The following is a 24,689-nucleotide window of genomic DNA, read 5'->3' as shown; positions in this document are numbered from 1 at the left end:
AACCTCACCAAACATTTCAGCGCCTTTGCTCAAGCCAGGTTGAGTGCGGCCTGGCGGCTTCTGTAACCCAGGATGAAAATTTTTACATCCTGGGAGCCGTGACTCCAAATGTTTATTTATTGGCTGAAGGTTCGTCGTTACGCATCGACAATGCTATGCGCTCTGCAGTACCCATCGGGACTTCTCCGACGACCGTCACCATCATGTCGCCCTGCGGCGTTGTCAGACGGCGGGAAACGGCCACTGTCGGGCCTAGCTGGGTGCGAATATCCGAAGACGCGCCACCTTTAACCGATTCGATGAACACCGAAAAACGCGCCAGACCGTCGCTGTACATCAGATGGGTCACCGGCGACTGCGTAGCAGGGTCTTTGCGTACACCGCTGCTGCTGACGTCAAAACCCGGCGGTAACCAGTCCGAATGCCATGCCACAGGGCTTATGGAGGGCTCAGGCTTGGTCTTCACCACAGAAACAGGCTTGCAGTCGGCACTGGTCTTGAGCATCTGCTCGGACAGCGCGCTGGCAGTATCGAGATCGGTAAACTGGAAACGCTCGAGCAGCTGCCCCTTCTCGCTCAACAGAAGCGACTTGAGCACAAGACCGGTTTCGTTATCCAGGTGCAGTTCGAGGCCGTATCGATGCTGGTCCTTGGGGGACAGCGCAACGATAGTTGCCTGACGACCGGCCACTCTGGATTTGCCGGCAATTTTCATGTCGTACCAGGCGGACAGTCTTTTGACATCGAATGCGCGGGGAGAAGAGTCGGCCGGATTGGCCACACCGGCTTCGAGCGTGCCGCTGACGCACTGAGTAAGCCCGTCAACACGCAATACTTCCTGAGCAGAACCATCAAGCTGCAGCAAGCGCTCCTGAATATGGCCGTCCGCTATGCGGTGCCAGATTCGGTGAGTAGAAAAACTACCGTTGCGCTCGTATACAAAGGTGCCTTGATAGCTTTGCTGCTGATCAACCTTGGCAAGACGATTGATTGCGTCTTGCGCATCATCAGCCTGTACCGGGAGGGCAAGCCATCCACCAAGCAGTAGTGGCAGTAGAGGGACGGCTCGCATGATCCTCCTTAACGGTTTTCCAGACTCGCAGCACGTGCGTATGGCAGCGCGCTTTCAGTACCCTTCAACGCTGCTTCCTGAGCATGCTGGCGCAGATAGCCCGGCAGACGCTGATCACCTTGACCACCGCCCTGCAATACACCATTGGCCATAGGACCAGGCGCTTGCTCGGCGCTTTCAGTGTAGCCAGCCAGTACGGCCGGGCCTTTCACTTGCGGAACAGTCAGATTGGCAGGCTGCTGGGTCTGCTGTGCCAGTTGCGCACCGGCGATATCGTCCTGGTTATACAGGCGGACACCGGCCAGAACGGCTACGGTAACCGACGCTGCAACGGCCAGACGACCCAGCGTACGCCAAGGACCGCGAGCTGCCTTGAGCGGGCTGACTTCATCGGCGATCGCGGCAGATACAGCAGCCGAGATATCCAGATGAGGGATCAGCAGCTCTTTGTGCATCGCTGCACGAGCAACTTGGTAACGCGACCAGGTGGCGCGAGTATCGGCATCGTCAATGGCATTCAATACCCGACGTAATTCCAGTTCGTCCGCTTCATTATCAAGTACCGCGGACAGCGATTCCTGCAGGGCTTCACGACTCATGGCGGGTTCCTCTCTTGGGCTATCGCCGCTGTCTCAGGATTCCTGCAACAACGGCTGCAGGGCTTTATCGATGGCTTCCCGAGCGCGGAAGATCCGAGAGCGCACGGTACCAACAGGACACTGCATGACGCTCGCAATGTCTTCATAACTCAGACCATCGAATTCACGTAAAGTTAGTGCCGTACGTAAATCTTCCGGGAGAAGCTGGATGGTCCGATGGACGGTGCCCTCGATCTCATCCCTCAACAATGCACGCTCCGGCGACTCGATGTCCTTGAGGCCGTGGTCGCCGTCGTAGAACTCCGCGTCTTCAGACCTTACATCGCTATCCGGTGGTCGCCGACCTCGCGAAACCAGATAGTTCTTCGCCGTGTTAATGGCGATGCGGTACAGCCAGGTGTAGAAAGCACTGTCACCGCGAAAATTTCCGAGAGCACGGTAAGCCTTGATAAAGGCTTCCTGTGCAACGTCTTGAGCCTCATGGGTGTCGTGCACGAATCGCACGATCAACCCTAGAATTTTGTGCTGATACTTCAGCACCAACAGATCAAATGCTCGCGTATCGCCACGCTGTACACGCTCGACAAGCTGCTGATCCTCTTCCTGGGTTAGCATGAACACTCCTCGTTAAGCATGAAGGAGTGTTGCAACTGATATTGTTCAGGCTCGCAAACATAGACTCGGGCTTTTCGCAAAAGTTCTCCCCCTTCAAGCAAGTTTCCTGCAAGCCATCATAAAGCGTGCACGAAAAACGCAGCTCGACACGGTCGGCTGCGCGAATAGTCTTGTCGCCAGTTTCGCAGTTGATGATCACTTATCTAACCCTGCGAAATAGACGCTGTTCCTGTGTAGGCAACCTGCTATTGAGCATGGTTCTTTACAAAAAGTTCCATTGACACAATCGCCGGCGTGAGCCTCAAACTGCATAAAGCTCCCTTGAATCAACGCGCTGGAGCATTTCCAGCAACCGAACAAAAGGAAAACAATAGGCATGCGGTCCGGGACTGGAGCACAATCCAGACCCGCCGTGGTCTCACATTGCCATGTAGGCGAGGCTATTGTGCCGTTACCCCAATACTTATACTAGTGGTCGCCAAGGGCAGAATTCGCAGATGAGCCAACATTTTCAGCATGACGTACTGGTAATCGGCAGCGGCGCTGCCGGGTTGAGCCTGGCACTGACCCTCCCCGACCACCTGCGGATTGCGGTCCTGAGCAAGGGTGATCTCGCCAACGGCTCGACCTTCTGGGCGCAGGGCGGTGTTGCGGCAGTGCTGGATGACACCGACACCGTGCAATCTCATGTTGAGGACACGCTGAACGCAGGCGGCGGCCTTTGCAACGAAGACGCTGTGCGTTTCACTGTCGAACATAGCCGCGAGGCGATTCAATGGCTGATCGATCAAGGCGTGCCTTTCACCCGTGGCGATGAAGCAGACACCGACGAAAGCGGATTTGAATTTCACCTGACGCGTGAAGGCGGCCATAGCCATCGGCGGATCATTCATGCTGCAGACGCCACGGGTGCCGCCATTTTTCGCACCCTGCTGGAACAGGCAATCAAACGCCCCAATATCGAATTGCTCGAACAGCGCGCTGCCATCGACCTGATCACCGAACGCCGTCTAGGCCTGGAAGGCCAGCGCTGCCTCGGCGCCTACGTGCTCAATCGCCACAGTGGCGAAGTGGATACTTACAGCGCGCGCTTTACAATCCTGGCGTCGGGCGGCGCCGCCAAGGTTTACCTGTACACCAGTAACCCTGACGGCGCCTGTGGCGACGGCATCGCCATGGCCTGGCGTTCCGGCTGCCGGGTGGCGAACCTTGAGTTCAACCAGTTTCACCCCACTTGCCTGTATCACCCGCAGGCCAAGAGCTTTCTGATCACCGAGGCACTGCGCGGTGAAGGGGCGTACCTCAAGCTGCCTAACGGCGAGCGCTTCATGCAACGCTTCGATGAGCGGGCAGAACTGGCGCCACGCGATATCGTTGCCCGCGCGATAGACCATGAGATGAAGCGGCTGGGCATCGACTGCGTGTATCTGGACATCAGCCACAAGCCGGAAGCCTTCATCAAGACGCACTTCCCAACCGTCTATGAACGCTGCCTGGAATTTTCCATCGACATCACGCGCGAACCGATCCCCGTAGTCCCCGCTGCGCATTACACCTGTGGTGGCGTGATGGTCGACAGCAAGGGGCATACCGATGTGCCGGGCCTTTACGCCATCGGCGAGACCAGCTTCACAGGCCTGCATGGCGCCAACCGCATGGCCAGCAACTCGCTGCTGGAGTGCTTCGTCTATGCCCGATCGGCCGCCGCAGACATCGAGAAGCAACTGAATGACGTGCAGATGCCCGCCGACCTGCCGGCCTGGGATGCCAGCCAGGTCACCGACTCGGACGAGGACGTGATCATTGCGCACAACTGGGACGAGCTGAGACGGTTCATGTGGGACTACGTGGGCATTGTGCGCACCAACAAACGCCTGCAGCGCGCTGAGCACCGCGTACGCCTGCTGCTGGACGAGATTGACGAGTTTTACAGCAACTACAAGGTCAGCCGCGACCTGATCGAGTTGCGCAATCTGGCGCAGGTGGCGGAACTGATGATCCGCTCTGCCATGCAGCGCAAGGAAAGCCGCGGTCTGCACTACACGCTGGACTATCCTGATATGTTGCCGGAGGCGCTGGACACTATTCTGGTGCCGCCCACCTATGCCGGCTGAATTTCAAACGCACGCGCAGACGTCGGTGAATGTCCGGCGTCAATGCGTCATGCGGGATACAACAACTGTTTATTGATCGTGCTGGCCGACCGGCGATAATCGGGCGAAAACGCAGAATCACCATCCACGGCAAGGCAAGACTGTCGGGGCATAACTGCACAGGCTGCCAGCCGGTACGTGCATTCCACAGTTGCCAGCCTTGATGATCGCGCTTGAGCGCAGTGAATGCCGCCGGATGCGTCAGCAGGATCGAGCGTGGTATCACCCAGGCAGCATGCGCCAGACATATCAGCGCACCCAGCGCCGCAGCCCACACAGCGATGTCCAGCCAGCACAACGCGACCAGTGCCAGACACTGGACCGCGAGATACGCCGTCACCAGCAGACGCGAGGCCTGCCAATGACATTCGAAGCGATCACTGGGGCTGGACACGGTCCAGGATCATGCGAACCATGCGCTGCAATTCAGCATCTTCGGATTCGGCACGCTGCATGAACCAGCCGAACATATCCTGATCCTCACAGGTCAGCAGACGGCGGTACAAATCGCGGTCCTCGTCATTCAAGTGGGGATAGACCTCACGGACAAACGGCACCAGCAGCACGTCCAGTTCAAGCATGCCGCGGCGGCTGTGCCAGTAAAGGCGGTTGAGTTCAACGTCTTCGACCATGGAGCGCTCCTCAAAGTAGGCGGCAAGTATACAGCCGTGAGCCGGGCGCGCGAATCTTGCAATGGTCGCAGCAGTTTTCATGTACCCGTATGCATAACCTCGACTCGGCACTATGATGTGCCCCCGGACTTTTTTCCCAATCTGCGATGACCATGGCCCACACAGCTTTTTTCTGCACGCTAACCCATGAGGGCGTTCTCGCCGTTCGCGGCGTGGATGCCAGCAAGTTTCTTCAGGGTCAGCTGACGTGCAACCTCAACTACCTGAATGAAGACAAATCCAGCCTGGGTGCCCGTTGCACGCAGAAAGGCCGGATGCAGTCGAGTTTTCGCATCGTGTTCGAAGGCGACGGCTGCCTGTTGGCGATGGCTGGCGAACTGATCGAGGCGCAATTGCTCGACCTGCGCAAATACGCAGTGTTCTCCAAATCGAAGCTCACGGACGAAAGCGCAGACTGGGTGCGCTTCGGCCTGCAGGATGGGGACGCTGCGCTGATCAGCCTGGGGCTGGATCTGCCACAGGAAACCGATAGCGTGGTACGCGCCAATGATCTGATCGCGATCCGCGTCTCGCCAGGCCGCGCCGAGCTCTGGGTGCGCAGCGCACAGGCGGACAGCATCAAGTCGAGCCTGGCAGCGCAGTTGAGCGAAGCCCCGCTGAATGACTGGTTGCTGGGCCAGATACGTGTCGGCATCGGCCAGGTGTTCGGCAGCACCCGCGAAGAATTCATTCCGCAGATGATCAATCTGCAAGCGGTTGGCGGCGTCAGCTTCAAGAAAGGCTGCTACACCGGCCAGGAAATCGTTGCCAGAATGCAATATCTTGGCAAACTCAAGCGCAGGCTTTACCGCCTGACCCTGAGCGGCGAAGAGATCCCGCAGCCCGGTACGGCACTGTTCTCACCGGTGCATGCCAGCGCTGTGGGCAACGTCGTCATGGCCGCACAGGATGGGCAGAACATCGAACTGCTTGCGGTGTTGCAGGGTGATGCGGCGGAAGACGGTCGTATCAATCTTGGCTCGCCAGAAGGCGCAGAGCTGCAAATGAGTGAACTGCCCTACACACTGGACAGCAAACTCGAAACTCAGCGCTAGCCAGACGAACACATTCAGCTTCCTAGTGTCTTTAGAGCGTTCCAGTACAGCCTGGCGCTCTGAAGAGCGCGCGGATAACTCTGGACACCCCCAACAGCTGCGAGATGCAACATGAGCAAGATGGCTGACGAGGTGCAGAGAAACTTGATCAAGGCCATCGACAGAGATGCCTTGTTTCTCCCCACCCTGCCGGAAGTGGCACTGAGAATTCGCCTGGCTGCAGAGGACACCGAGATCAGTATCTCGGCCCTGAGCAAGGTCATCGGTAGCGATACAGCCCTTTCCGCGCGCCTGATCAAGGTCGCGAACAGCCCCTTGCTGCGCCCGAATTTTGAAGTCAGCGACGTCAACACCGCTATTCGGCGGCTGGGCGTCAACTACACCTGCAACCTGGCCATCGGCCTGGTGGTCGAGCAGATGTTCCACGCCAAGTCGCCGGTCATCGAGCAGAAGATGCGCGATATCTGGAAGCAAAGCCTGCAGGTGGCCGGTATCAGTTACACCCTGTGTCAGCACTACACCAATCTGAAACCCGATCAGGCCACGCTCGCCGGGCTGATCCATCTGATCGGGATCCTGCCGATCCTGACCTATGCCGAAGACCATTACGAGCTGCTGTCCGACCCGATCAGCCTCAACCACGTGATCGACAGCATTCATCCGGTCATCGGCGAGCGCCTGCTGCGCTCATGGGATTTCCCCGAGCCACTGGCCTGTGTGCCGGGCCAGTTCCAGAACTTCGCACGTGTCTCGAAAAGCCCTGACTACACCGATCTGGTGCAGATCGCCACGGTGCATATCCACAGGAATACCGAACACCCCTTCAGCCTCATTGAAATGGTCGACCTGCCTGCCTACAGCCAGTTGCGGCTCGCCAGAGGCGAAGGCGTGCTCAGCGCCCAGATGGACGAAGCCAAGAGCATGCTCTACTAGTTTCGACCCATCAGGTGGCGCTGAAACTGACCCTCACTTTCAAGCCGCGCTCGGCGCCCTCGTGCAACGTGATTCTGGCCAGATGTGCCCGGCAGATTTCGCCCACAATCGCCAGCCCGAGCCCGGCACCACTGCCCTGCTGACTGCGACGGTAAAAGCGCTCGAAAACCCGCTCACGCTCATCTGCCGGGATGCCGGGACCATCATCCTCGACCTCCAGAACACCCGGCGCATAGACCCGCAACACCACGTTGCCGCCCGGTGAAGTGTGGGCCAGCGCGTTGTCGATCAGATTGCTCAGCAATTCGTTCAGCAAGGTCGGCTCGCCGCGCAACCAGACCGGCTCGTCAGCCTCCAGCGCCAGCGCAACGCCCCGGGAATGAGCCAACGGCGCCATGGCCATGCCCAGTTCCCTGGCCAGTTGACTGAGGTCCAGCTGTTGCGCCCCGCCCTCGGCGATAGCCCGCGCGCCGTTTTCGATGCGCGCCAGGGACAGCAGCTGGTTGGCCAGATGCGTGAGTCGATCGGTGCCGAGCGCCGCCGACTCCAGCGTGCTGCGCCAATGCTGCGGGTCGCGCTCGCGCAGCCCCAGCTCGACCCGCGCCTTCAAGGCGGCCAGCGGGGTGCGCAGTTCGTGGGCGGCATCGGCGATGAATTGCGCCTGACGCTCGAACTGCACGCGCAGTCGCTCGGTGAAGTGGTTCAGCGCCCCTACCAGCGGACGCAGTTCGTGCTGCACTTCAACCATCGGTAACGCGCGCAGATCATCCAGCTGACGCTCCTCGACGGCGGTGCGCAGGCGCTCCAGCGGTCGCAATGCCGCGCTTACCGTGAACCAGACCAGCAGCAGCGCGCCTCCTCCGAGCATGCCCAGACGCAGCAATGTGTCAGCCATCAGGCTGCGCGCCATGCCCTTGCGCGCTTCCTGGGTTTCGGCAACGCGGATTTCAGCAGTACCGTTCATACCCGGATCGGTCACTGGTTTGAGCAGGCTGACAACCCGCACGTCCTGCCCCTGATAGATCCCGTTATAAAATTTCGCCAGGGCCGGGTAATCGTCGGTGCGCAATGTACCGGGCGGCGGCGACGGCAGGTTTTCATAGCCGGAAATCAGCTTCTGATGAATGTCATTGACCTGATAGTAGATGCGCCCTTCGCTGTCGTAGGCGAAGGTGTCCAGCGCCACGTAGGGAATGTCGGCGCTCAGCGTCCCGTCACGCTGGGTCAGGCCGGCCGCGATGGTCCGCGCGGAAGCCAGCAACGTGCGGTCATAGGCGGTGTCGGCCACTTCGCGGCCATTCCAGTAAGCGCTCATGCCGCTGGCCAGCATCAACACCACCAGCAGCAGGGCCAGGTTCCACAATAACCGCCAGCGCAGGCTGTCGTTAATCATCACGGCTTTCCAGCAGATACCCCAGACCGCGAAAGGTCACGATGGCCACGGAATGCCCGTCGAGCTTCTTGCGCAGACGATGGACATAGATCTCGATGGCGTCGGGGCTGGCTTCTTCATCGAGCCCGAACACTTGCGCCGCCAGTTGCTCCTTGCTCATCACCCGACCCGGCCGGGCGATAAGCGCTTCCAGCACCGCCTGTTCGCGAGAAGTCAGGGTCAGCAGTTCTTCGCCGAGCGTGAAACGTCGAGTGTCCAGATCGTAGGCCAAGACGCCGCAACGCTGTTGCCGCTCGCCACCCAGCACGCTGCGCCGCAGCAAGGCCTTGACCCTGGCCTCCAGCTCGGAAAGTTCGAAAGGCTTGGCCAGGTAGTCGTCGGCGCCCAGATTCAGCCCATGGACCCGGTCCTTGACGTCACTGCGCGCCGTCAGCATCAGCACCGGCAGGTTTTTGCTGCGCGCTCGCAGACGCGCCAGCACTTCAAAGCCGTCCATGCGCGGCAACCCGACATCGAGAATGGCGACCGCGTATTCTTCGCTGTTCAACGCCAGGTCGGCGGCCACGCCATCGTGCAGCACATCAACGGTCAAACCCGCGCTTTTGAGCGCCTGCGCGACACTTTCAGCCAATTGCAGATGATCTTCCACAAGAAGAACACGCATCGCCGTCTCCTGATTGTCACTGTTGTTATCGATCTGGGTATCGAGGCTCGTGGCGGTGGAGTTTACAGGCCGGCTGCCGTCTGTGAAGGGCAGAAACGATTCGAGGCTCGCTAATCACGACGTGAAAGGCAACTGAAAGGTTTACGAAAGGTTTGTCGTTTAGCATCGCGAAACGACCCGATAAAAGGGTACGTAAAAAACAGGCGCCCGGATGCGTCTGAACAATAAAAACAATAAATTGTTAAACGGAGTCACGTCATGTCTACGCCCGTCCAGGCTTGCCAGCCCATGGAGCACCTCCCGTCGAGGAATGCTCTGCGCGCCCCTCCCGCCACCCGCCGCAAAACAACACTTCAGCGCAAACGCCAGTACCTGTGAAACAGCACACAGGCTTCGCCGTGTGCGCGACAAAAGCGCCTGGCGAACAGCTTCTCTCTGCCAAAAACAACAATATCCCTGGAGACTGAACATGAAATTTTCCCTGCGTCACGTAGCCGCCACCGCTGGGTGCATGCTGATTGCCAGCCAGTTGCTTGCCGAACCCAAACGTCCGGAATGCATCGCCCCTGCCTCGCCAGGTGGCGGGTTCGACCTGACCTGCAAACTGGTACAGAGCGCGCTGATCAACGAGAAGATTCTGACCTCGCCGATGCGCGTCACCTACATGCCAGGCGGTGTCGGCGCGGTGGCCTACAACGCCGTCGTCGCGCAGCGCCCCGCCGATGCCGGCACACTGGTCGCGTGGTCCAGCGGTTCGCTGCTCAATCTGGCGCAGGGCAAATTCGGTCGTTTCGATGAGAACGCAGTGCGCTGGCTCGCCGCCGTGGGCACCAGCTATGGCGCCATCGCCGTGAAGAGCGACTCGCCCTACAAGAATCTCGACGATCTGGTCCAGGCGCTGAAAGCCGATCCCAGCAAAGTCGTGATCGGCTCAGGCGGCACCGTGGGCAGCCAGGACTGGATGCAGACCGCGCTGATCGCCAAGGCCGCAGGCATCAACCCGCGCGCCCTGCGCTACGTGGCACTCGAAGGCGGCGGTGAAATCGCCACCGCGTTGCTTGGCGGCCACATCCAGGTGGGCAGTACCGATATTTCCGACTCCATGCCGCACATTCTGAGCGGCGATATGCGCCTGCTCGCGGTGTTCGCCGAAAAGCGTATCGACGAACCTGAAATGAAAGACATCCCCACCGCCAAGGAACAGGGCTACGACATCGTCTGGCCGGTGGTACGTGGCTTCTACCTCGGGCCGAAGGTCAGCGACGAAGACTACAACTGGTGGAAAGCCTCGTTCGACAAGATCCTGGCTTCCGAGGACTTCGCCAAACTGCGCGACCAGCGCGAGCTGTTCCCGTTCGCCATGACCGGCGCGGAACTGGACACCTACGTCAAGAAGCAGGTTGCCGACTACAAGTTGATGGCCAAGGAATTCGGCCTGATTCAGTAATTGAACTCAATTGGCTGACATTCAGTTGCGCCCGCCGTACGGGCGTGACTCAGGAGCTTCTCATGGTCATACAACGCATCTTCGCTGGCGTGCTGTTACTGGCATGCATAGGCCTTGCCCTTATGGCCTGGCCTTATCAGGCACCTTTTTCCTATGAACCGGTCGGACCGCGCGCTTTCCCGCTGCTGATGCTCGGGCTGATGGGCGCCGCCCTGCTGTACCTGCTGATCAGGCCCACACCCATCGTGCACACCGAGGAAGACCCGGAGCTGGACCGCGAGACCCTGATAAAGATCGGCGTGTGCATCGTCCTGCTGCTGATATTCGCGGGGCTGTTCGAACCGCTGGGCTTCATCCTCAGCAGCATTCTGATCGGCATCCCCATGGCCCGCCTGTATGGCGGTCGCTGGCTGCCGAGCGTGGTGGTGGTGATTCTGATGAGCGTCGGCCTGTACCTGCTGTTCGACAAGGCCATGGACGTCCCCTTGCCTTTGGGCCTGCTCAGCGTTCTGGAGAATTAAAATGGATACTTTCGGTTATCTGGGCCAGGGCTTCGGTGTCGCCCTGACGCCTTACAACCTGATCACGGCGCTGTGCGGAACACTGATCGGGACTGTCGTCGGCCTGCTGCCGGGGCTTGGACCGATCAACGGTGTAGCGCTGCTGATCCCTATCGCCTTCGCGCTGGGCCTGCCGCCCGAGTCGGCGCTGATTCTGCTGGCAGCCGTGTACCTTGGCTGCGAATACGGCGGACGCATCAGTTCGATCCTTCTGAACATTCCGGGTGAAGCCTCCACCGTGATGACCACCCTGGACGGTTACCCGATGGCCCGCCAGGGCCTGGCCGGGGTTGCACTGTCGCTGTCGGCATGGAGTTCGTTCATCGGCGCGTTCATCGCCACCTGCGGCATGGTGCTGTTCGCGCCCTTGCTCGCCAAATGGGCGATTGCCTTCGGTCCTGCGGAATACTTCGTGCTGATGGTATTTGCGATCGTCTGTCTGGGCGGGATGGCCGGTGACCGGCCGCTGAAGACGTTCATTGCCGCGCTGATCGGGCTGTTCCTGTCTGCGGTCGGTATCGATGCCAACAGCGGGGTGTACCGTTTCACGGGTGACAACATTCACCTCACCGATGGCATTCAGTTCGTGGTGCTGGTGCTGGGCCTGTTTTCGATCAGCGAAATCCTTTTGCTGCTGGAGAAGACCCATCGCGGCCAGGAGGCCGTCAAGGCCACCGGGCGCATGATGTTCAACGTCAAGGAAGCCGCTTCCGTGTTCGTGGTGAACATTCGCTGCGGTCTGCTGGGGTTCATCCTCGGGGTGCTGCCGGGTGCCGGTGCGACGCTGGCCAGTGCGGTCGCGTACATGACGGAAAAACGCATCGCCGGCGCCAGCGGCAAGTTCGGCCAGGGCGACATGCGTGGCCTGGCCGCCCCCGAAACAGCCATCGGCGCGACAGCCTGTGGCGCACTGGTGCCAATGCTGACACTCGGCGTGCCGGGTTCAGGCACCACGGCGGTGATGATCGGCGCGTTGTCGCTGTACAACATCACGCCCGGCCCGATGTTGTTTCAACAGCAACCGGATATCGTCTGGGGCCTGATCGCGTCGTTGTTCATCGCCAACATCATGCTGGTGATCCTCAACATCCCGATGATTCGCATCTTCACGCGCATCCTTGCCGTACCGAACTGGGCGCTGGTCCCGGTGATTGCGATCATCACCGGCATCGGTGTGTATGCGGTGCACGCTACCACCTTCGACCTGTTCCTGATGGTCGGTATCGGTATCTTCGGTTACATCCTGCGCAAGCTGGACTTCCCGCTGTCGCCGATCCTGCTCGGGTTCATCCTGGGGGGCCTGATGGAGCAAAACCTGCGTCGTGCCCTGTCGATCTCCAACGGCGAACTGGGGATCCTCTGGTCCAGCCCGATTACCCTCGGGGTCTGGGTAGTGACCGTGTTCATGCTGCTGTTCCCGCTGCTGCGCATCTGGCGCAAGCGCGCCAAACAGCAGGCCGCTGCGGCACATGGCTGATTCGTCTCTGCGCCAATGGTGGGCAACGCCACTGGTCGGCCTGCTGGGCGGCTACCTCGCCAGCCAGGTCGGCTGGCCGTTGCCGTGGATGGTGGGCTCGTTGCTGGCAATCATCCTGGTGCGCTGCCTGACACCCTGGCAGCTGGCGCAGATTCCCGGCGGTCGCAAATGCGGACAGCTGATCATTGGGATCGGCATCGGCCTGCACTTCACCCCGGTGGTCATCGAGCAGGTACTGGCGCATTTCGGGCTGATTTTCATCGGTGCCCTGGTCACCAGCTTGTCGTGTCTGGTCGGCGTGTGGCTGATGCTGCGTACCGGCGAGGATCGCCCTACGGCGTTCTTCTCCAGCATGCCGGGCGGTTCCGGGGAGATGGTCAACCTCGGCGCGCGTAACGGTGCAACGCTGAGCAGTGTCGCGGCCGCACAAAGTCTGCGGGTACTCGCCGTCGTGCTGTGCGTACCGGCGATCTTCAAATACCTATCGGGTGATGGCGCACCCGCCTTGCATGCCAGCGTCGTGGACTGGCGCTGGCTGGCCGTTCTGCTGCCGCTCGGGGCTGCGCTGGCCTGGCTGTGGCAACGCCTCAAGCAGCCCAATCCCTGGCTGTTCGGCCCGCTGTTGCTCAGTGCCGTGGCGAGCGTGGTCTGGGATCTGAAAATCGGCCTGCCCAACGGTGCCAGCCAGCTTGGCCAGTTGCTGATTGGCAGCGGGCTGGGTTGTCATTTCAATCGGGAGTTCTTTCGGCGTGCGCCATCGTTCCTGGCGCGCACGCTGCTGGGCACTGCGCTGACCATGCTGATCGCCGCGCTGGCGGCACTGGCGCTGAGCGCCCTCACCCACCTGGACCTGCGTTCGCTGACGCTGGGCATGATGCCCGGCGGCATCGCAGAAATGAGCCTGACCGCCGAAGTGCTGCAACTGTCGGTGCCGCTGGTCACGGCCATGCAGGTCATGCGCCTGCTGTTCGTGCTGTTTCTCGCCGAGCCGCTTTACCGACGCTGGAACAAACGGCTCGCTGACTGATCAGGTCGCTGGAACCTTCTCAAATCAAAGCGCAGGCAAGCGCCAGTCGATCGGCGCAATGCCGTTTTGCTCAAGGTACTTGTTGGCCCGCCCGAAATGCCCGTTGCCCAAAAAGCCTTTGTAGGCTGACAACGGCGACGGATGGACGGAGGTCAGCACCAGATGCTTGGTCGCATCGACCAGTTTCTGCTTGCTCTGCGCATGAGCGCCCCACAGCAGGAACACCAGATGCGGCTGGTGCTCGCTGACCACTTGAATGATCCGGTCGGTGAAGTGCTGCCAGCCTTTTCCTGCATGGGAAGCCGCGTTGGCGCGCTCGACGGTGAGGGTGGTGTTCAGCAACAGCACACCCTGATCAGCCCAGGATTGCAGGCAACCGTGGTTCGGAATATCGATGTTCAGGTCGCGTTTCAGCTCTTTGTAGATGTTGACCAGCGATGGCGGCGTCGGCACACCCGGCTGCACCGAGAAGCACAGCCCATGCGCCTGGTTCGGGCCGTGATACGGGTCCTGGCCCAGGATGACCACTTTCACGTTATCCAGCGGCGTGGAGTTCAACGCATTGAAGATCAGTGGCCCGGGCGGATAGATTTCCTTGCCGGCCGCGTGCTCCTGACGCAGAAACTCGCGCAATTGAGCCATGTAGGGTTGTTCGAATTCGTCACGCAGGGCTTCTTTCCAGCTCGGCTCAAGCTTGATGCGGTCGTCGCTAGTCATGGTTACATCCGGTAAAAACAATGCGCGGACACTAGGAAAGCCGGACAGCAAAGTCAATGCCGGTTGCGCCATGCGCCTTCAAGATCGGACGCAGATCGTCCAGAAAAGTGTGCCGACGCGGAGCGTCGGCACGATAGTCAGTTTGCAACAGTCAGTTCGCAGCTGTCAGTTCACAGGGTTGGGAGGATAGCGAGCGCGCATATTTCAGCTATCGATGCCCACCACGACCATCGCCGCGCCCGCCTCTTCCATGATCACGGCCATCCCGTCCGCCACGCCCACCGTGGTCGTCCCAGCCACGGCTACCTCGATCGCCGCGGAAGCCGTCGTTGCGGCCGAAGCCACCATTGCCGCGAAAGCCGTCATTGCGGCCGAAACCGTCGTTTCTCCAGCCATAACCCGGCGGACGTCCCGGCTGGTAATAGCGCGGCGGGGGCGGTGGCGCGTAATAACGGGGTGCTGGGGCGTAATAGCGCGGTTGAGGCGCCACATAGATGCGTCGCTCCTGATAGTAGGTAGAGCGGTAGCCATTGTCATACGCGTAGGCACCGCCAACGACAGTCGGCTGCGTGTACACATCGGATTCGTAGTAACCGGGACCTGCGTAGCAACCAGAAAGGAAAAGGGTCAGCAACGTGATAAGCAAGGGTCTTCGATACATGGCGGCCTCCTGGACCGCGATTGGGCCAAACCAGCGACGCTGGTCGGCGTCCGTCAAAGCGGTTGGCGGACGAATTATCTGACACCGAAAAGGCCTTCTAGTGCCTTGGGGCTGCGTCGACGCCTCAATACAAATGATCGCCAGCAGATGCGCAAAGGCTCTGCAACCAAGGCCTGCAGGCCTGTTTCGGCTTTCTACAAACATGCTACAAAACATTTCATCTACCTTTGCCTCATCACGGTGCGCTCTCGCACCAGCACAAGGCAGTTCCTCCGGCAGCTGGCCGTCCATGACTCGGCCAGCCCTTGAAAAACAAGGCGCAGCACGAGTTGGCACAACTCTCGCTTGATGAGAGATGTGCAGGAGTCAACACAGGTTCGCGGCACCACAATTTGCAATAGCCGACTAGGGTTCCGGCTTGCCGCCAGGCAAGTGGCTGGTCCGAGAGTTGGCGACCTCCAGTAGAGGTTACACGGCGGGACAAAAGCCCGGGAGACAGGGACACCAGTGGTGTCACGTTGCTCCTGGCCGCCTTTTTTCACTACTGGAGATTTCTCAACATGCAAAAGTCTCGTCTCTTCGGTCTGCTGACGGCAGGCCTGTTTGCTGCGTTGAGCCTCTCGGCGAATGCCGCCCAGAAAGATCACTTCAACGTCTGCTGGACCATCTACGCAGGCTGGATGCCGTGGGAATACGCAGGTAGCCAGGGCATCGTCGACAAGTGGGCGAAAAAGTACGGCATCAAGATCGATGTCACTCAGCTCAATGACTACGTCGAATCCATCAATCAGTACACCGCCGGCCAGTTCGATGGCTGCACCATGACCAACATGGACGCCCTGACCATCCCGGCCGCAGGTGGCGTGGAAAGCACGGCACTGATCGTCAGCGACTTCTCCAATGGCAATGACGGCATCGTGCTCAAGGGCGAAGGCAAGAAAGTCGCCGATCTGAAAGGCATGGACGTCAATCTGGTCGAACTGTCGGTGTCTCACTACCTGCTGGCCCGAGCGCTGGACAGCGTCAAGCTCAGTGAAAAAGACCTCAAGGTGGTCAACACCTCGGATGCCGATATCTCGGCAGCCTTCAATACCGACGATGTACAGGCCGTCACCACCTGGAACCCGATGCTCTCGGACATCAAGGCCAAGCCCGGCGTGACCGAAGTGTTCAACTCCAGCCAGATCCCCGGCGAGATCATGGACATGATGGTCGTCAACACCCAGACCCTGAAAGACAACCCGGCCCTGGGCAAAGCCCTGACCGGCGCCTGGTTTGAAGTGGTCGCGCTGATGAATGCCAAAAATGCTCAGGCCAAGGCTGCGCTGGAACACATGGCCAAGGCATCGGGCACCGATCTGGCCGGCTTCCAGGCGCAACTGGACACCACCAAGCTGTTTGCCACGCCCAAGGAAGCCCTTGAGTTCGCCACCAGCAAACAGCTGCCGGACACCCAGCGCAAGGTGGCTGACTTCTCGTTCGCCCACGGTTTGCTCGGCGAAGGCGCACGCGACGCCGATGCGGTCGGCATGTCGTTCGCCAATGGCGTGACGCTCGGCGACAAGGGCAATCTCAAGCTGCACTTTGACCCCAGCTACGTGCAGATGGCCGCCGACGGCAAGCTGTAAGTCACGCTCAGTAGAAAGGTCATTGCCATGCGTTTGATAAACCGCCATCCGGATCGTGCCGGTCGCCTGATACTGGTGATCCTGCCGTTCGCCCTGTTGCTGTTCGCCTATTTCATGGGCTCGGCGACCCGGCTTGCGGAAAACCCCAGCGACAAACTACTGCCCAGCGCGGTACAGATGGCCGATGCGGTCAAGCGCATGGCGTTCGTTGCCGATCCGCGCAGCGGTGACTACCTGCTGTGGCAGGACAGCGCCTCGAGCCTGAAACGCCTGGCCATCGGCCTGGGGATCAGCGCGCTGCTGGGCCTGGGTCTGGGCATCGCAGCGGGCATCCTGCCGTTGTGCGGCGCACCGCTGTCGCCCTTGCTGACGGTGCTGTCGATGGTGCCGCCGCTGGCCATCCTGCCCATTCTGTTCATCGTGTTCGGTCTGGGCGAGTTATCGAAGGTGATGCTGATCGTGATCGGTATCACGCCGATTCTGGCCCGTGATCTGGAACAGCGCGCCCGTGAAATTCCGGTCGAACTGCTGATCAAGGCGCAAACCCTCGGTGCCTCTACCTGGACACTGATCCTGCGGGTGATCCTGCCGCAATTGCTGCCACGCCTGTTGATCGCGCTGCGCCTGGTGCTGGGTTCGGCGTGGCTGTTCCTGATCGCCGCCGAGGCGATTGCTTCGACTGACGGCCTGGGCTACCGGATCTTCCTGGTGCGGCGCTATCTGGCGATGGACGTGATTCTGCCCTATGTGGTGTGGATCACCCTGCTCGCCTGGCTGATGGACTGGGGCCTGAAAGCTCTGACCCGACGCGCCTTTCCCTGGTACGAAGGAGCGCGAGCATGAGCTTTATCAGTGTGCGCAATGTCTGGCAGCAATACGCCGATCAGGTGGTGCTCGAGGGCCTCAACCTGGATGTGGCCGAAGGCGAGTTCTGCACGCTGGTCGGCGCGTCGGGCTGCGGCAAGTCAACCTTTCTGCGCCTGTTGCTGGGTCAGGAATCCCCCAGTCGCGGCCTGATCACGCTGGACGGCACGCCCCTGCGCAATGAGCCGGATGCCAGCCGTGGCGTGGTGTTTCAGCGCTATTCGGTGTTCCCGCACCTGTCGGTGCTCGACAACGTGGCGCTGGGTCTGGAGCTGCCCCGCTCGCCCTGGCTCGGCCGATTGTTCGGCCAGGCCAAAAGCGAGGCGCGCGAGCACGCTGCGCAGTTGCTCGGCAAGGTCGGCCTGGGGCATGCGCTGGAGAAGTACCCGACGCAATTGTCCGGCGGCATGCAACAGCGACTGGCGATCGCCCAGGCGCTGATCATGAAACCGCGCGTCCTGCTGCTGGACGAGCCGTTCGGCGCGCTCGACCCGGGCATCCGCAAGGACATGCACCACTTGCTGCTGGACCTGTGGCGCGAAACGAAGCTGACCGTGTTCATGGTCACCCACGACCTGTCCGAAGGTTTCAACCTCGGCACCCGCCTGCTGGTTTTCGACAAGGTGCGCCACGACCCGCACGCCCCCGGCGCCTATGGCGCGCGCATCACTTACGACATCCCCCTCAACAGCGAACGCCGCGCCGAACGCGCCGCCATCGATTCGCTGCTCAACGTTTCAGAGGAGCCCGTTCAATGACTGACTCAACCACGCTGTACCCGGTTTTCGCCGAAGAGATGCTGCCCGGTGGCGGCCATCGTTCGTTCATCCTCAAACGCGGCGAACTGCTGCGTCTGACCGACCTGCACGGCAACGCCAACGTCAGCCTGACCCTGCTCAACGCCCACGAAAAAACCGAACGGCTGAACCTGCCCGACAGCCTCAAATGCCAGCACACCGCTCGCCTGAGCAACGGTCATTGCCTGTATTCGGACATGGGCCGTGTACTGGCGGCCATCGTCACTGACACCTGCGGCTGGAGCGACAGCATCGGCGGCGTGCTCAATGCTCAGGAAGTCGCTGAAAAATACGGCCAGGGCCGTTATCAGGAATTGCGCAACGGCTTCTTTCGCAACGGCGTCGACAACCTGCTGGTCGAGCTGGGCAAATGGGGGCTGGGGCTGTCCGACCTGCTGATGACCCTCAACCTGTTCAGCCGTGTCGATGTCGACGAGGCAGGAACCCTGCACTTCGCGCCGAATAATTCCAAAGCCGGTGACTACATCGAACTCTACGCACCGATGGACACGCTGGTGGTGCTGACCGCGCTGCAACACCCGATGGACCCCAACCCGGAATATGCCCCGCAACCGCTCAAGCTCAGCTGGATGAAAGCCGACGCCAGCGTTGCCGAGCACTGCCGCACCTCGCGCCCGGAAAACGAGCGCGGCTTCATCAATACCGACCGTCTGTTCGCCTGAGGAGCCTTGTCATGAATTCACCCACTCACCTTTGCTGTGACGCGACCATACCGGCCGGCGAGCCCTTTCTGGCCGAGGTCAAGGCCGGGCAGACCGTGCGCATCCTCGATCTGCAAGGCAATCAGGCGGTCGACACACTGTTTTTCAGCCTGAGCAACCCGCGTGAACGCTACGACGTACAGCGCACCCTGCGCCGTCAGAACAGCGTGTACCTGACCACCGGCAGCGTGCTGTTTTCCAACCTCGGCCAGCCGATGCTGACCATTGTCGATGACACCTGCGGTCGCCACGACACACTCGGTGGCGCGTGCGCGCAAGAGAGCAACACCGTCCGCTACGCCCTGGAAAAGCGCTACATGCATAGCTGCCGCGACAACTACCTGCGCGCCTGCATGCATGACGGTCGGCTGAGCAAGGCCGACATCGGCCCCAACATCAACTTCTTCATGAACGTACCCGTGACAGCCGAAGGCGGCCTGACCTTCGAAGACGGTATTTCCGCACCCGGCAAATACGTCGAGCTGCGCGCAGAAATGGACGTGATCGTGCTGATTTCCAACTGTCCGCAGCTCAACAACCCCTGCAACGGCTACAACCCGACGCCTGCGCAATTGTTGATTCGCAACTGACCCGGCACCTGCCCTCAGCAACGGACGACCGTTGCGTAGATTGATCAATAGCGGGACGGCCCGCTTCCCATCACGAAACCGAGCGCGACTGGGTTTCCGGGGTTATGCCATGTTCGACAAACTGCTGATCGCCAACCGTGGCGCCATTGCCTGCCGCATTTTGCGGACCCTGCGCACCTTGCAGGTCAAAGGCGTGGCGGTGTATTCCGAAGCCGACGCTGCCAGCCTGCACCTGATGCAGGCCGACGAAGCCCATAGCCTGGGCGAAGGCGGCGCAGCCGGAACGTATCTGGCGGTGGACAAGATCCTCGCCATCGCCAAAGCCAGCGGCGCCAAGGCCATTCATCCCGGCTACGGGTTTCTCTCCGAAAACGCTGCGTTCGCTCAGGCCTGCGAAGACGCCGGTATCGCCTTCGTCGGCCCGACGCCCGAGCAACTGCGCGTATTCGGCCTCAAACACACCGCCCGAGCGTTGGCCAGACAGCATGGCGTGCCCATGCTCGAAGGCACTGAACTGCTCGACAGCCTGGAGTCAGCCATCGCGGCAGCCCGCACCATCGGCTACCCGGTGATGCTCAAGAGCACGGCGGGCGGTGGTGGCATCGGCATGCGTGTGTGTCGCAGCGCCGAAGAGCTGGCCGACTCGTTCGAGGCGGTCAAACGCCTCGGTCAGAACAATTTCAGCGACGCGGGTGTGTTCATCGAGAAATACATCCAGCGCGCCCGCCACCTGGAAGTGCAGGTGTTCGGCGACGGTCAGGGCGAAGTGCTGGCGCTCGGCGTACGCGACTGCTCGGTACAGCGGCGCAATCAGAAAGTGCTGGAAGAAACCCCGGCCCCGAACCTGCCGCACGGCATGGCTGAAGAGCTGTGCGCAGCGGCTGTCAAACTCGCCAGGGCAGTCAATTATCGCAGCGCCGGTACGGTAGAGTTCGTCTTCGACAGTGAAGATCAGCGCTTCTATTTTCTGGAAGTGAACACACGCTTGCAGGTCGAGCACGGCGTCACCGAGCAGGTGTGGGGCGTGGATCTGGTCAGCTGGATGGTGCAACTGGCCGCCGGTGATCTGCCACCGCTGGATCAGTTGCAGGCCGGTCTGAAACCGGTTGGCCATGCGATTCAGGCGCGGCTGTACGCGGAAGATCCGGGCCGTGACTTTCAGCCCTGCCCTGGCCTGCTGACTGCGGCTGATTTCCCGCCTGCGGATGGCCGGTCGCTGCGCATCGACACCTGGGTCGAGGCCGGTTGTGAGATACCGCCGTACTTCGACCCGATGATCGCCAAGCTGATCAGTTGGGCGCCGAGCCGCGAGGACGCCAGCGCCGGGCTGATCGACGCGCTGAACGAAACGCGCCTGTACGGTGTGGAAACCAATCGCGACTACCTGCGCCAGATCATTGCCGACGCGCCGTTCGCCAGTGGCCAGCCGTGGACCCGCTGTCTGGAAGATCTGGTGTATCACGCTGACACCTTCGAAGTGCTGAGCGGCGGCACCCAGACCAGCGTTCAGGATTATCCGGGACGACTGGGCTACTGGGCGGTCGGTGTACCGCCATCCGGGCCGATGGACAGCCGCGCGTTGCGCCAGGGCAATGGCCTGCTGGGCAACCCTGAAGGATGCGCCGCGCTGGAAATAACCATGAGCGGGCCGCTACTGCGCTTCAACACCGATGCGGTGGTCGCAGTGACCGGTGCACACATCCCGATCACCCTCGATGGCCAGTCCTGTGCGATGAACACCGCGCTATTCGTGAGCGCCGGTTCGACGTTGTCGCTGGGCACCATCGCAGGTGCCGGTGTGCGCAGCTATCTGTGCGTGCGCGGCGGGCTCGACGTGCCGGATTACCTGGGCAGCAAAAGTACCTTTACCCTCGGCCAGTTCGGCGGTCATGGCGGTCGCGCGCTGCGCGCCGGCGATGTGCTGCACATCGCGCCCCTGGTGGAGCGCAGTGCGGGGCAGCGGATTGCCGATGAGGCACTTGAAGCGCTGACAGACGTGCGCCGGATGAGGGTCATTTACGGCCCGCATGCCGCCCCGGAATACTTCACCGAAGCGTACATCGAAAGGTTTTTCGCGACCGACTGGGAAGTGCATTTCAACTCCAGCCGCACCGGCGTGCGCCTGATCGGCCCCAAACCCGAATGGGTGCGTGCCGATGGTGGCGAGGCGGGGTTGCACCCCTCCAACATTCACGACAACCCGTATGCGATCGGCGCGGTGGATTTCACCGGCGACATGCCGGTAATCCTCGGGCCGGACGGACCCAGCCTGGGCGGATTCGTCTGCCCGGTGACCATCATCGAAGCGGACCTGTGGCAGCTGGGGCAATTGAAGGCTGGCGACAAGGTCCGATTCACTCCGGTGAGCGTCGAGGCGTGTCATGCGGAAATGGCAGCAGTGCTGCTACAAAACATGCGAAACACTGATGCCCGTAGGAGCGAACTTGTTCGCGAAGGCTATATTTCTGACGCAGAAAATCCATCGGCTGCAACGCCCTCTTCGCGGACAAGTCCGCTCCTACAGGACACCGCGTATACCCGTAGGAGCGAACTTGTTCGCGAAGGCTATATTCCTGACGCAGCAAATCCATCGACTGTACCGCCCTCTTCGCGAGCAAGCTCGCTCCCACAAGGCACCGCAAACTCCCGTGGGAGCGAGCCGGCTCGCGAAGGCTATATTCCTGACGCAGAATATCCATCGACTGCAACACCCTCTTCGCGGACAAGTCCGCTCCTACAGGAAGCCGCGTATACCCGTAGGAGCGAACTTGTTCGCGAAGACCATATTCCTGACGCAGAAAATCCATCGACTGCAACATCCTCTTCGCGAGCAAGCTCGCTCCCACAAGGCACCGCAAACTCCCGTGGGAGCGAACTTGTTCGCGAAGGCTATATTCCTGACGCAGAAAATCCATCGACTGCAACACCCTCTTCGCGGACAAGTCCGCTCCTACAGGAAGCCGCGTATACCCGTAGGAGCGAACTTGTTCGCGAAGACCATATTCCTGACGCAGCAAATCCATCGACTGCAACACCCTCTTCGCGGACAAGTCCGCTCCTACAGGACACCGCAAACTCCCGTGGGAGCGAGCTTGCTCGCGAAGGCTATATTCCTGACGCAGCAAATCCATCGACTGTACCGCCCTCTTCGCGAGCAAGCTCGCTCCCACAAGGCCCCGCAAACTCCAGTAGGAGCGAACTTGTTCGCGAAGGCTATATTTCTGACGCAGAAAACCCATCGACTGCACTGCCCTCTTCGCGGACAAGTCCGCTCCTACAGGACACCGCAAACTCCCGTGGGAGCGAGCTTGCTCGCGAAGGCTATATTCCTGACGCAGCAAATCCATCGACTACAACACCCTCTTCGCGGACAAGTCCGCTCCTACAGGGCACCGCAAACTCCCGTGGGAGCGAGCTTGCTCGCGAAGGCCATATTCCTGACGCAGAAAACCCATCGACTGCACCGCCCTCTTCGCGGACAAGTCCGCTCCTACAGGGCACCGCAAACTCCCGTGGGAGCGAACTTGTTCGCGAAGGCTATAGTCCTGACGCAGAAAATCCATCGGCTGTACCGCCCTCTTCGCGAGCAAGCTCGCTCCCACAAGGCACCGCAAACTCCAGTAGGAGCGAACTTGTTCGCGAAGGCTATAGTCCTGACGCAGAAAATCCATCGACTGCAACACCCTCTTCGCGGACAAGTCCGCTCCTACAGGGCACCGCAAACTCCCGTGACAGCGAAGTTGTCCGCATAGAAGATCTGCCCTCCCCGGTCATCCTCGACATCGGCCAGGACGATAAACGCCTGGTTGCGCGTCTGTCCGGGGATACCCATCTGCTGCTGGAAATCGGTGCGCCGGAGCTGGACCTGGTGCTGCGTCTGCGCGGCCATGCCTTGATACTTGCGCTGGAGGCCAAGGCGCTGGCGGGGGTGGTCGATCTGACGCCGGGCATTCGCTCGCTGCAAGTCCACTACCGCCCCGAGCAACTGCCGCTTCGGCAACTGCTCGACATCGTCGCCGGAGAATGGGACGCGGTGTGCGCAGCGAAAGACCTGCAAGTGGCCTCGCGCATCGTCCATCTGCCACTGTCCTGGGACGACCCGGCCTGCCAGCTGGCCATTGAAAAATACATGACCACCGTGCGCAAGGACGCGCCCTGGTGCCCGAGCAACCTGGAGTTCATCCGCCGTATCAATGACCTGCCCAACCTCGACGAAGTCCAGCGCACGGTGTTCGACGCCAGTTATCTGGTCATGGGGCTGGGCGATGTGTACCTCGGCGCACCGGTGGCCACGCCGCTGGACCCGCGCCATCGGCTGGTCACCACCAAGTACAACCCGGCACGCACCTGGACCGCCGAAAATTCGGTGGGCATCGGCGGCGCGTACATGTGCGTGTACGGCATGGAGGGCCCCGGCGGTTACCAGTTCGTCGGCCGTACATTGCAGATGTGGAATCGCTATCGCGACGTCGCAGCCTTCGAGGGCAAACCATGGCTGTTGCGTTTCTTCGATCAGATCCGTTTCTACCCGGTCAGCGCCGACGAACTGTTGCGTATCCGCCGCGACTTCCCGCTGGGTCGCTTTGCCCTGAACATCGAACACAGCACCCTGAATCTGGCTGATTACCAGGCCTTCCTGAGCCGCGAAACCGAAGGTATTACGGCCTTTCGCGCCCAGCAAAACGCCGCCTTCAACGCCGAGCGCGAACGCTGGATCGCCAACGGGCAGGCCGATTTCCAGAGCGATGAAGGCGTGACGCCGAACACCGAAGAACAGCCTCTGCAACCCGGCCAGCAAGGCGTCGACAGCCACATCGCCGGCAATCTCTGGCAAGTCCAGGTGCAACCGGGCGACCGCGTTGAAGCAGGCGATGTGCTGGTGATTCTGGAGTCCATGAAAATGGAAATCCCCCTGCTCGCCCCGATCGCCGGCGTGGTGCAGGACGTCAGGGTGCAACCCGGCTCGGCAGTACGCGCAGGGCAACGGGTCGTGGTGCTGGCCGCAGACTGAATCGACCCACTTTTCACTTTCAAGGGAATCCCG

22 protein-coding genes and 1 riboswitch are annotated in these 24,689 nt (G+C 60.7%); of the genes, 13 read left to right on the top strand and 9 right to left on the bottom strand.

Annotated features, from left to right (window positions below; genetic code table 11):
- Positions 1-112: 112 nt before the first annotated feature.
- Genes LIX91_RS00880 through rpoE form a run of 3 tightly spaced genes read right to left on the bottom strand, consistent with a single transcriptional unit; the run spans position 113 to position 2,286 of the window.
- Positions 113-1,072: a MucB/RseB C-terminal domain-containing protein gene (locus tag LIX91_RS00880; RefSeq protein WP_226487834.1), complete on the bottom strand. Its 960-nt coding sequence runs from the start codon at positions 1,070-1,072 to the stop codon at positions 113-115.
- An 8-nt stretch (positions 1,073-1,080) separates the two neighbouring features.
- Positions 1,081-1,671, bottom strand: a complete 591-nt coding sequence (locus tag LIX91_RS00875) for an anti sigma-E factor RseA C-terminal domain-containing protein (RefSeq protein WP_003395810.1) — start codon at positions 1,669-1,671, stop codon at positions 1,081-1,083.
- A 33-nt stretch (positions 1,672-1,704) separates the two neighbouring features.
- The gene (gene rpoE, locus LIX91_RS00870) at positions 1,705-2,286 is read right to left on the bottom strand and encodes an RNA polymerase sigma factor RpoE (protein WP_002554912.1); all 582 of its coding nucleotides are present in this window, start codon (positions 2,284-2,286) and stop codon (positions 1,705-1,707) included.
- Between the two features lie 497 nt (positions 2,287-2,783).
- Here rpoE and nadB point away from each other — a divergent pair, with 497 nt between their 5' ends.
- The gene (nadB, locus tag LIX91_RS00865) at positions 2,784-4,400 is read left to right on the top strand and encodes an L-aspartate oxidase (protein ID WP_003418588.1); all 1,617 of its coding nucleotides are present in this window, start codon (positions 2,784-2,786) and stop codon (positions 4,398-4,400) included.
- On the opposite strand, the gene LIX91_RS00860 is transcribed toward nadB, so the two are convergent.
- On the bottom strand, positions 4,369-4,833 hold the full coding sequence (locus tag LIX91_RS00860) for a protein YgfX (RefSeq protein WP_226487833.1): 465 nt from the start codon (positions 4,831-4,833) through the stop codon (positions 4,369-4,371). The two genes, nadB and LIX91_RS00860, sit on opposite strands and share 32 nt — an antisense overlap.
- Positions 4,817-5,071, bottom strand: a complete 255-nt coding sequence (locus LIX91_RS00855; RefSeq protein WP_003418591.1) for a succinate dehydrogenase assembly factor 2 — start codon at positions 5,069-5,071, stop codon at positions 4,817-4,819. The genes LIX91_RS00860 and LIX91_RS00855 overlap by 17 nt, the downstream gene beginning before the upstream one ends.
- Before the next feature lie 152 nt (positions 5,072-5,223).
- Between LIX91_RS00855 and LIX91_RS00850 the strand changes: the two genes are divergently transcribed.
- Together LIX91_RS00850 and LIX91_RS00845 are read left to right on the top strand one after the other, a co-directional pair.
- On the top strand, positions 5,224-6,165 hold the full coding sequence (locus tag LIX91_RS00850) for a YgfZ/GcvT domain-containing protein (RefSeq protein ID WP_032703161.1): 942 nt from the start codon (positions 5,224-5,226) through the stop codon (positions 6,163-6,165).
- Positions 6,166-6,276: 111 nt separating this feature from the next.
- The gene (locus tag LIX91_RS00845; protein ID WP_032703140.1) at positions 6,277-7,098 is read left to right on the top strand and encodes an HDOD domain-containing protein; all 822 of its coding nucleotides are present in this window, start codon (positions 6,277-6,279) and stop codon (positions 7,096-7,098) included.
- 10 nt (positions 7,099-7,108) lie between these two features.
- Here the strand turns inward: LIX91_RS00845 and LIX91_RS00840 are convergent, their stop codons facing one another.
- Both LIX91_RS00840 and LIX91_RS00835 read right to left on the bottom strand, forming a co-directional pair.
- Positions 7,109-8,491: a sensor histidine kinase gene (locus LIX91_RS00840; RefSeq protein ID WP_003413020.1), complete on the bottom strand. Its 1,383-nt coding sequence runs from the start codon at positions 8,489-8,491 to the stop codon at positions 7,109-7,111.
- A complete protein-coding gene (locus LIX91_RS00835; protein ID WP_003363740.1) occupies positions 8,484-9,155 on the bottom strand; it encodes a response regulator in 672 nt (223 codons plus the stop codon). Before LIX91_RS00835 ends, LIX91_RS00840 begins: the two co-directional genes overlap by 8 nt.
- A gap of 463 nt (positions 9,156-9,618) precedes the next feature.
- On the opposite strand from LIX91_RS00835, the gene LIX91_RS00830 reads away from it, so the two are divergent.
- The 4 genes from LIX91_RS00830 to LIX91_RS00815 all read left to right on the top strand — a co-directional run bounded on the left by LIX91_RS00830 (position 9,619) and on the right by LIX91_RS00815 (position 13,666).
- Positions 9,619-10,602, top strand: a complete 984-nt coding sequence (locus LIX91_RS00830) for a Bug family tripartite tricarboxylate transporter substrate binding protein (RefSeq protein WP_170963816.1) — start codon at positions 9,619-9,621, stop codon at positions 10,600-10,602.
- Positions 10,603-10,664: 62 nt separating this feature from the next.
- Positions 10,665-11,123: a tripartite tricarboxylate transporter TctB family protein gene (locus LIX91_RS00825; protein WP_003413025.1), complete on the top strand. Its 459-nt coding sequence runs from the start codon at positions 10,665-10,667 to the stop codon at positions 11,121-11,123.
- A 1-nt stretch (position 11,124) separates the two neighbouring features.
- Complete coding sequence (locus LIX91_RS00820; protein WP_003413028.1) at positions 11,125-12,639, top strand: tripartite tricarboxylate transporter permease; 1,515 nt, start codon at positions 11,125-11,127, stop codon at positions 12,637-12,639.
- Complete coding sequence (locus LIX91_RS00815; protein WP_226487832.1) at positions 12,632-13,666, top strand: AbrB family transcriptional regulator; 1,035 nt, start codon at positions 12,632-12,634, stop codon at positions 13,664-13,666. The genes LIX91_RS00820 and LIX91_RS00815 overlap by 8 nt, the downstream gene beginning before the upstream one ends.
- 24 nt (positions 13,667-13,690) lie before the next feature.
- Here the strand turns inward: LIX91_RS00815 and ung are convergent, their stop codons facing one another.
- The gene (ung, locus tag LIX91_RS00810; protein WP_003425266.1) at positions 13,691-14,383 is read right to left on the bottom strand and encodes a uracil-DNA glycosylase; all 693 of its coding nucleotides are present in this window, start codon (positions 14,381-14,383) and stop codon (positions 13,691-13,693) included.
- A 208-nt stretch (positions 14,384-14,591) separates the two neighbouring features.
- A complete protein-coding gene (locus tag LIX91_RS00805) occupies positions 14,592-14,960 on the bottom strand; it encodes a hypothetical protein (RefSeq protein ID WP_161937048.1) in 369 nt (122 codons plus the stop codon).
- Positions 14,961-15,438: 478 nt separating this feature from the next.
- Positions 15,439-15,541, top strand: a riboswitch (guanidine-I (ykkC/yxkD leader).
- A gap of 63 nt (positions 15,542-15,604) precedes the next feature.
- Between LIX91_RS00805 and LIX91_RS00800 the strand changes: the two genes are divergently transcribed.
- The 6 genes from LIX91_RS00800 (at position 15,605) to LIX91_RS00775 (ending at position 24,656) form a co-directional block, all read left to right on the top strand.
- Positions 15,605-16,672 (top strand): putative urea ABC transporter substrate-binding protein, encoded by a 1,068-nt coding sequence (locus tag LIX91_RS00800; RefSeq protein ID WP_226487831.1) that lies wholly within the window; start codon positions 15,605-15,607, stop codon positions 16,670-16,672.
- Positions 16,673-16,699: 27 nt separating this feature from the next.
- Positions 16,700-17,515 carry an ABC transporter permease gene (locus LIX91_RS00795; protein WP_226487830.1) on the top strand — a complete coding sequence of 272 codons (816 nt, stop codon included), beginning with the start codon at positions 16,700-16,702 and terminating at the stop codon, positions 17,513-17,515.
- Positions 17,512-18,294, top strand: coding sequence for an ABC transporter ATP-binding protein (locus LIX91_RS00790; RefSeq protein WP_024662634.1), 783 nt, complete (start codon positions 17,512-17,514; stop codon positions 18,292-18,294). Before LIX91_RS00795 ends, LIX91_RS00790 begins: the two co-directional genes overlap by 4 nt.
- The gene (locus LIX91_RS00785) at positions 18,291-19,016 is read left to right on the top strand and encodes an urea amidolyase associated protein UAAP1 (protein WP_046234991.1); all 726 of its coding nucleotides are present in this window, start codon (positions 18,291-18,293) and stop codon (positions 19,014-19,016) included. Before LIX91_RS00790 ends, LIX91_RS00785 begins: the two co-directional genes overlap by 4 nt.
- A gap of 11 nt (positions 19,017-19,027) precedes the next feature.
- Positions 19,028-19,645, top strand: coding sequence for an urea amidolyase associated protein UAAP2 (locus tag LIX91_RS00780; RefSeq protein ID WP_003413046.1), 618 nt, complete (start codon positions 19,028-19,030; stop codon positions 19,643-19,645).
- A gap of 109 nt (positions 19,646-19,754) precedes the next feature.
- Positions 19,755-24,656: a 5-oxoprolinase/urea amidolyase family protein gene (locus LIX91_RS00775; RefSeq protein ID WP_226487829.1), complete on the top strand. Its 4,902-nt coding sequence runs from the start codon at positions 19,755-19,757 to the stop codon at positions 24,654-24,656.
- Positions 24,657-24,689: the final 33 nt, after the last annotated feature.

Origin of the sequence: Pseudomonas sp. B20 (genome assembly GCF_020515755.1) — a bacterium.
GTDB lineage: Bacteria > Pseudomonadota > Gammaproteobacteria > Pseudomonadales > Pseudomonadaceae > Aquipseudomonas > Aquipseudomonas syringae.
This window is presented reverse-complemented; position numbering and strand designations above follow the sequence as displayed.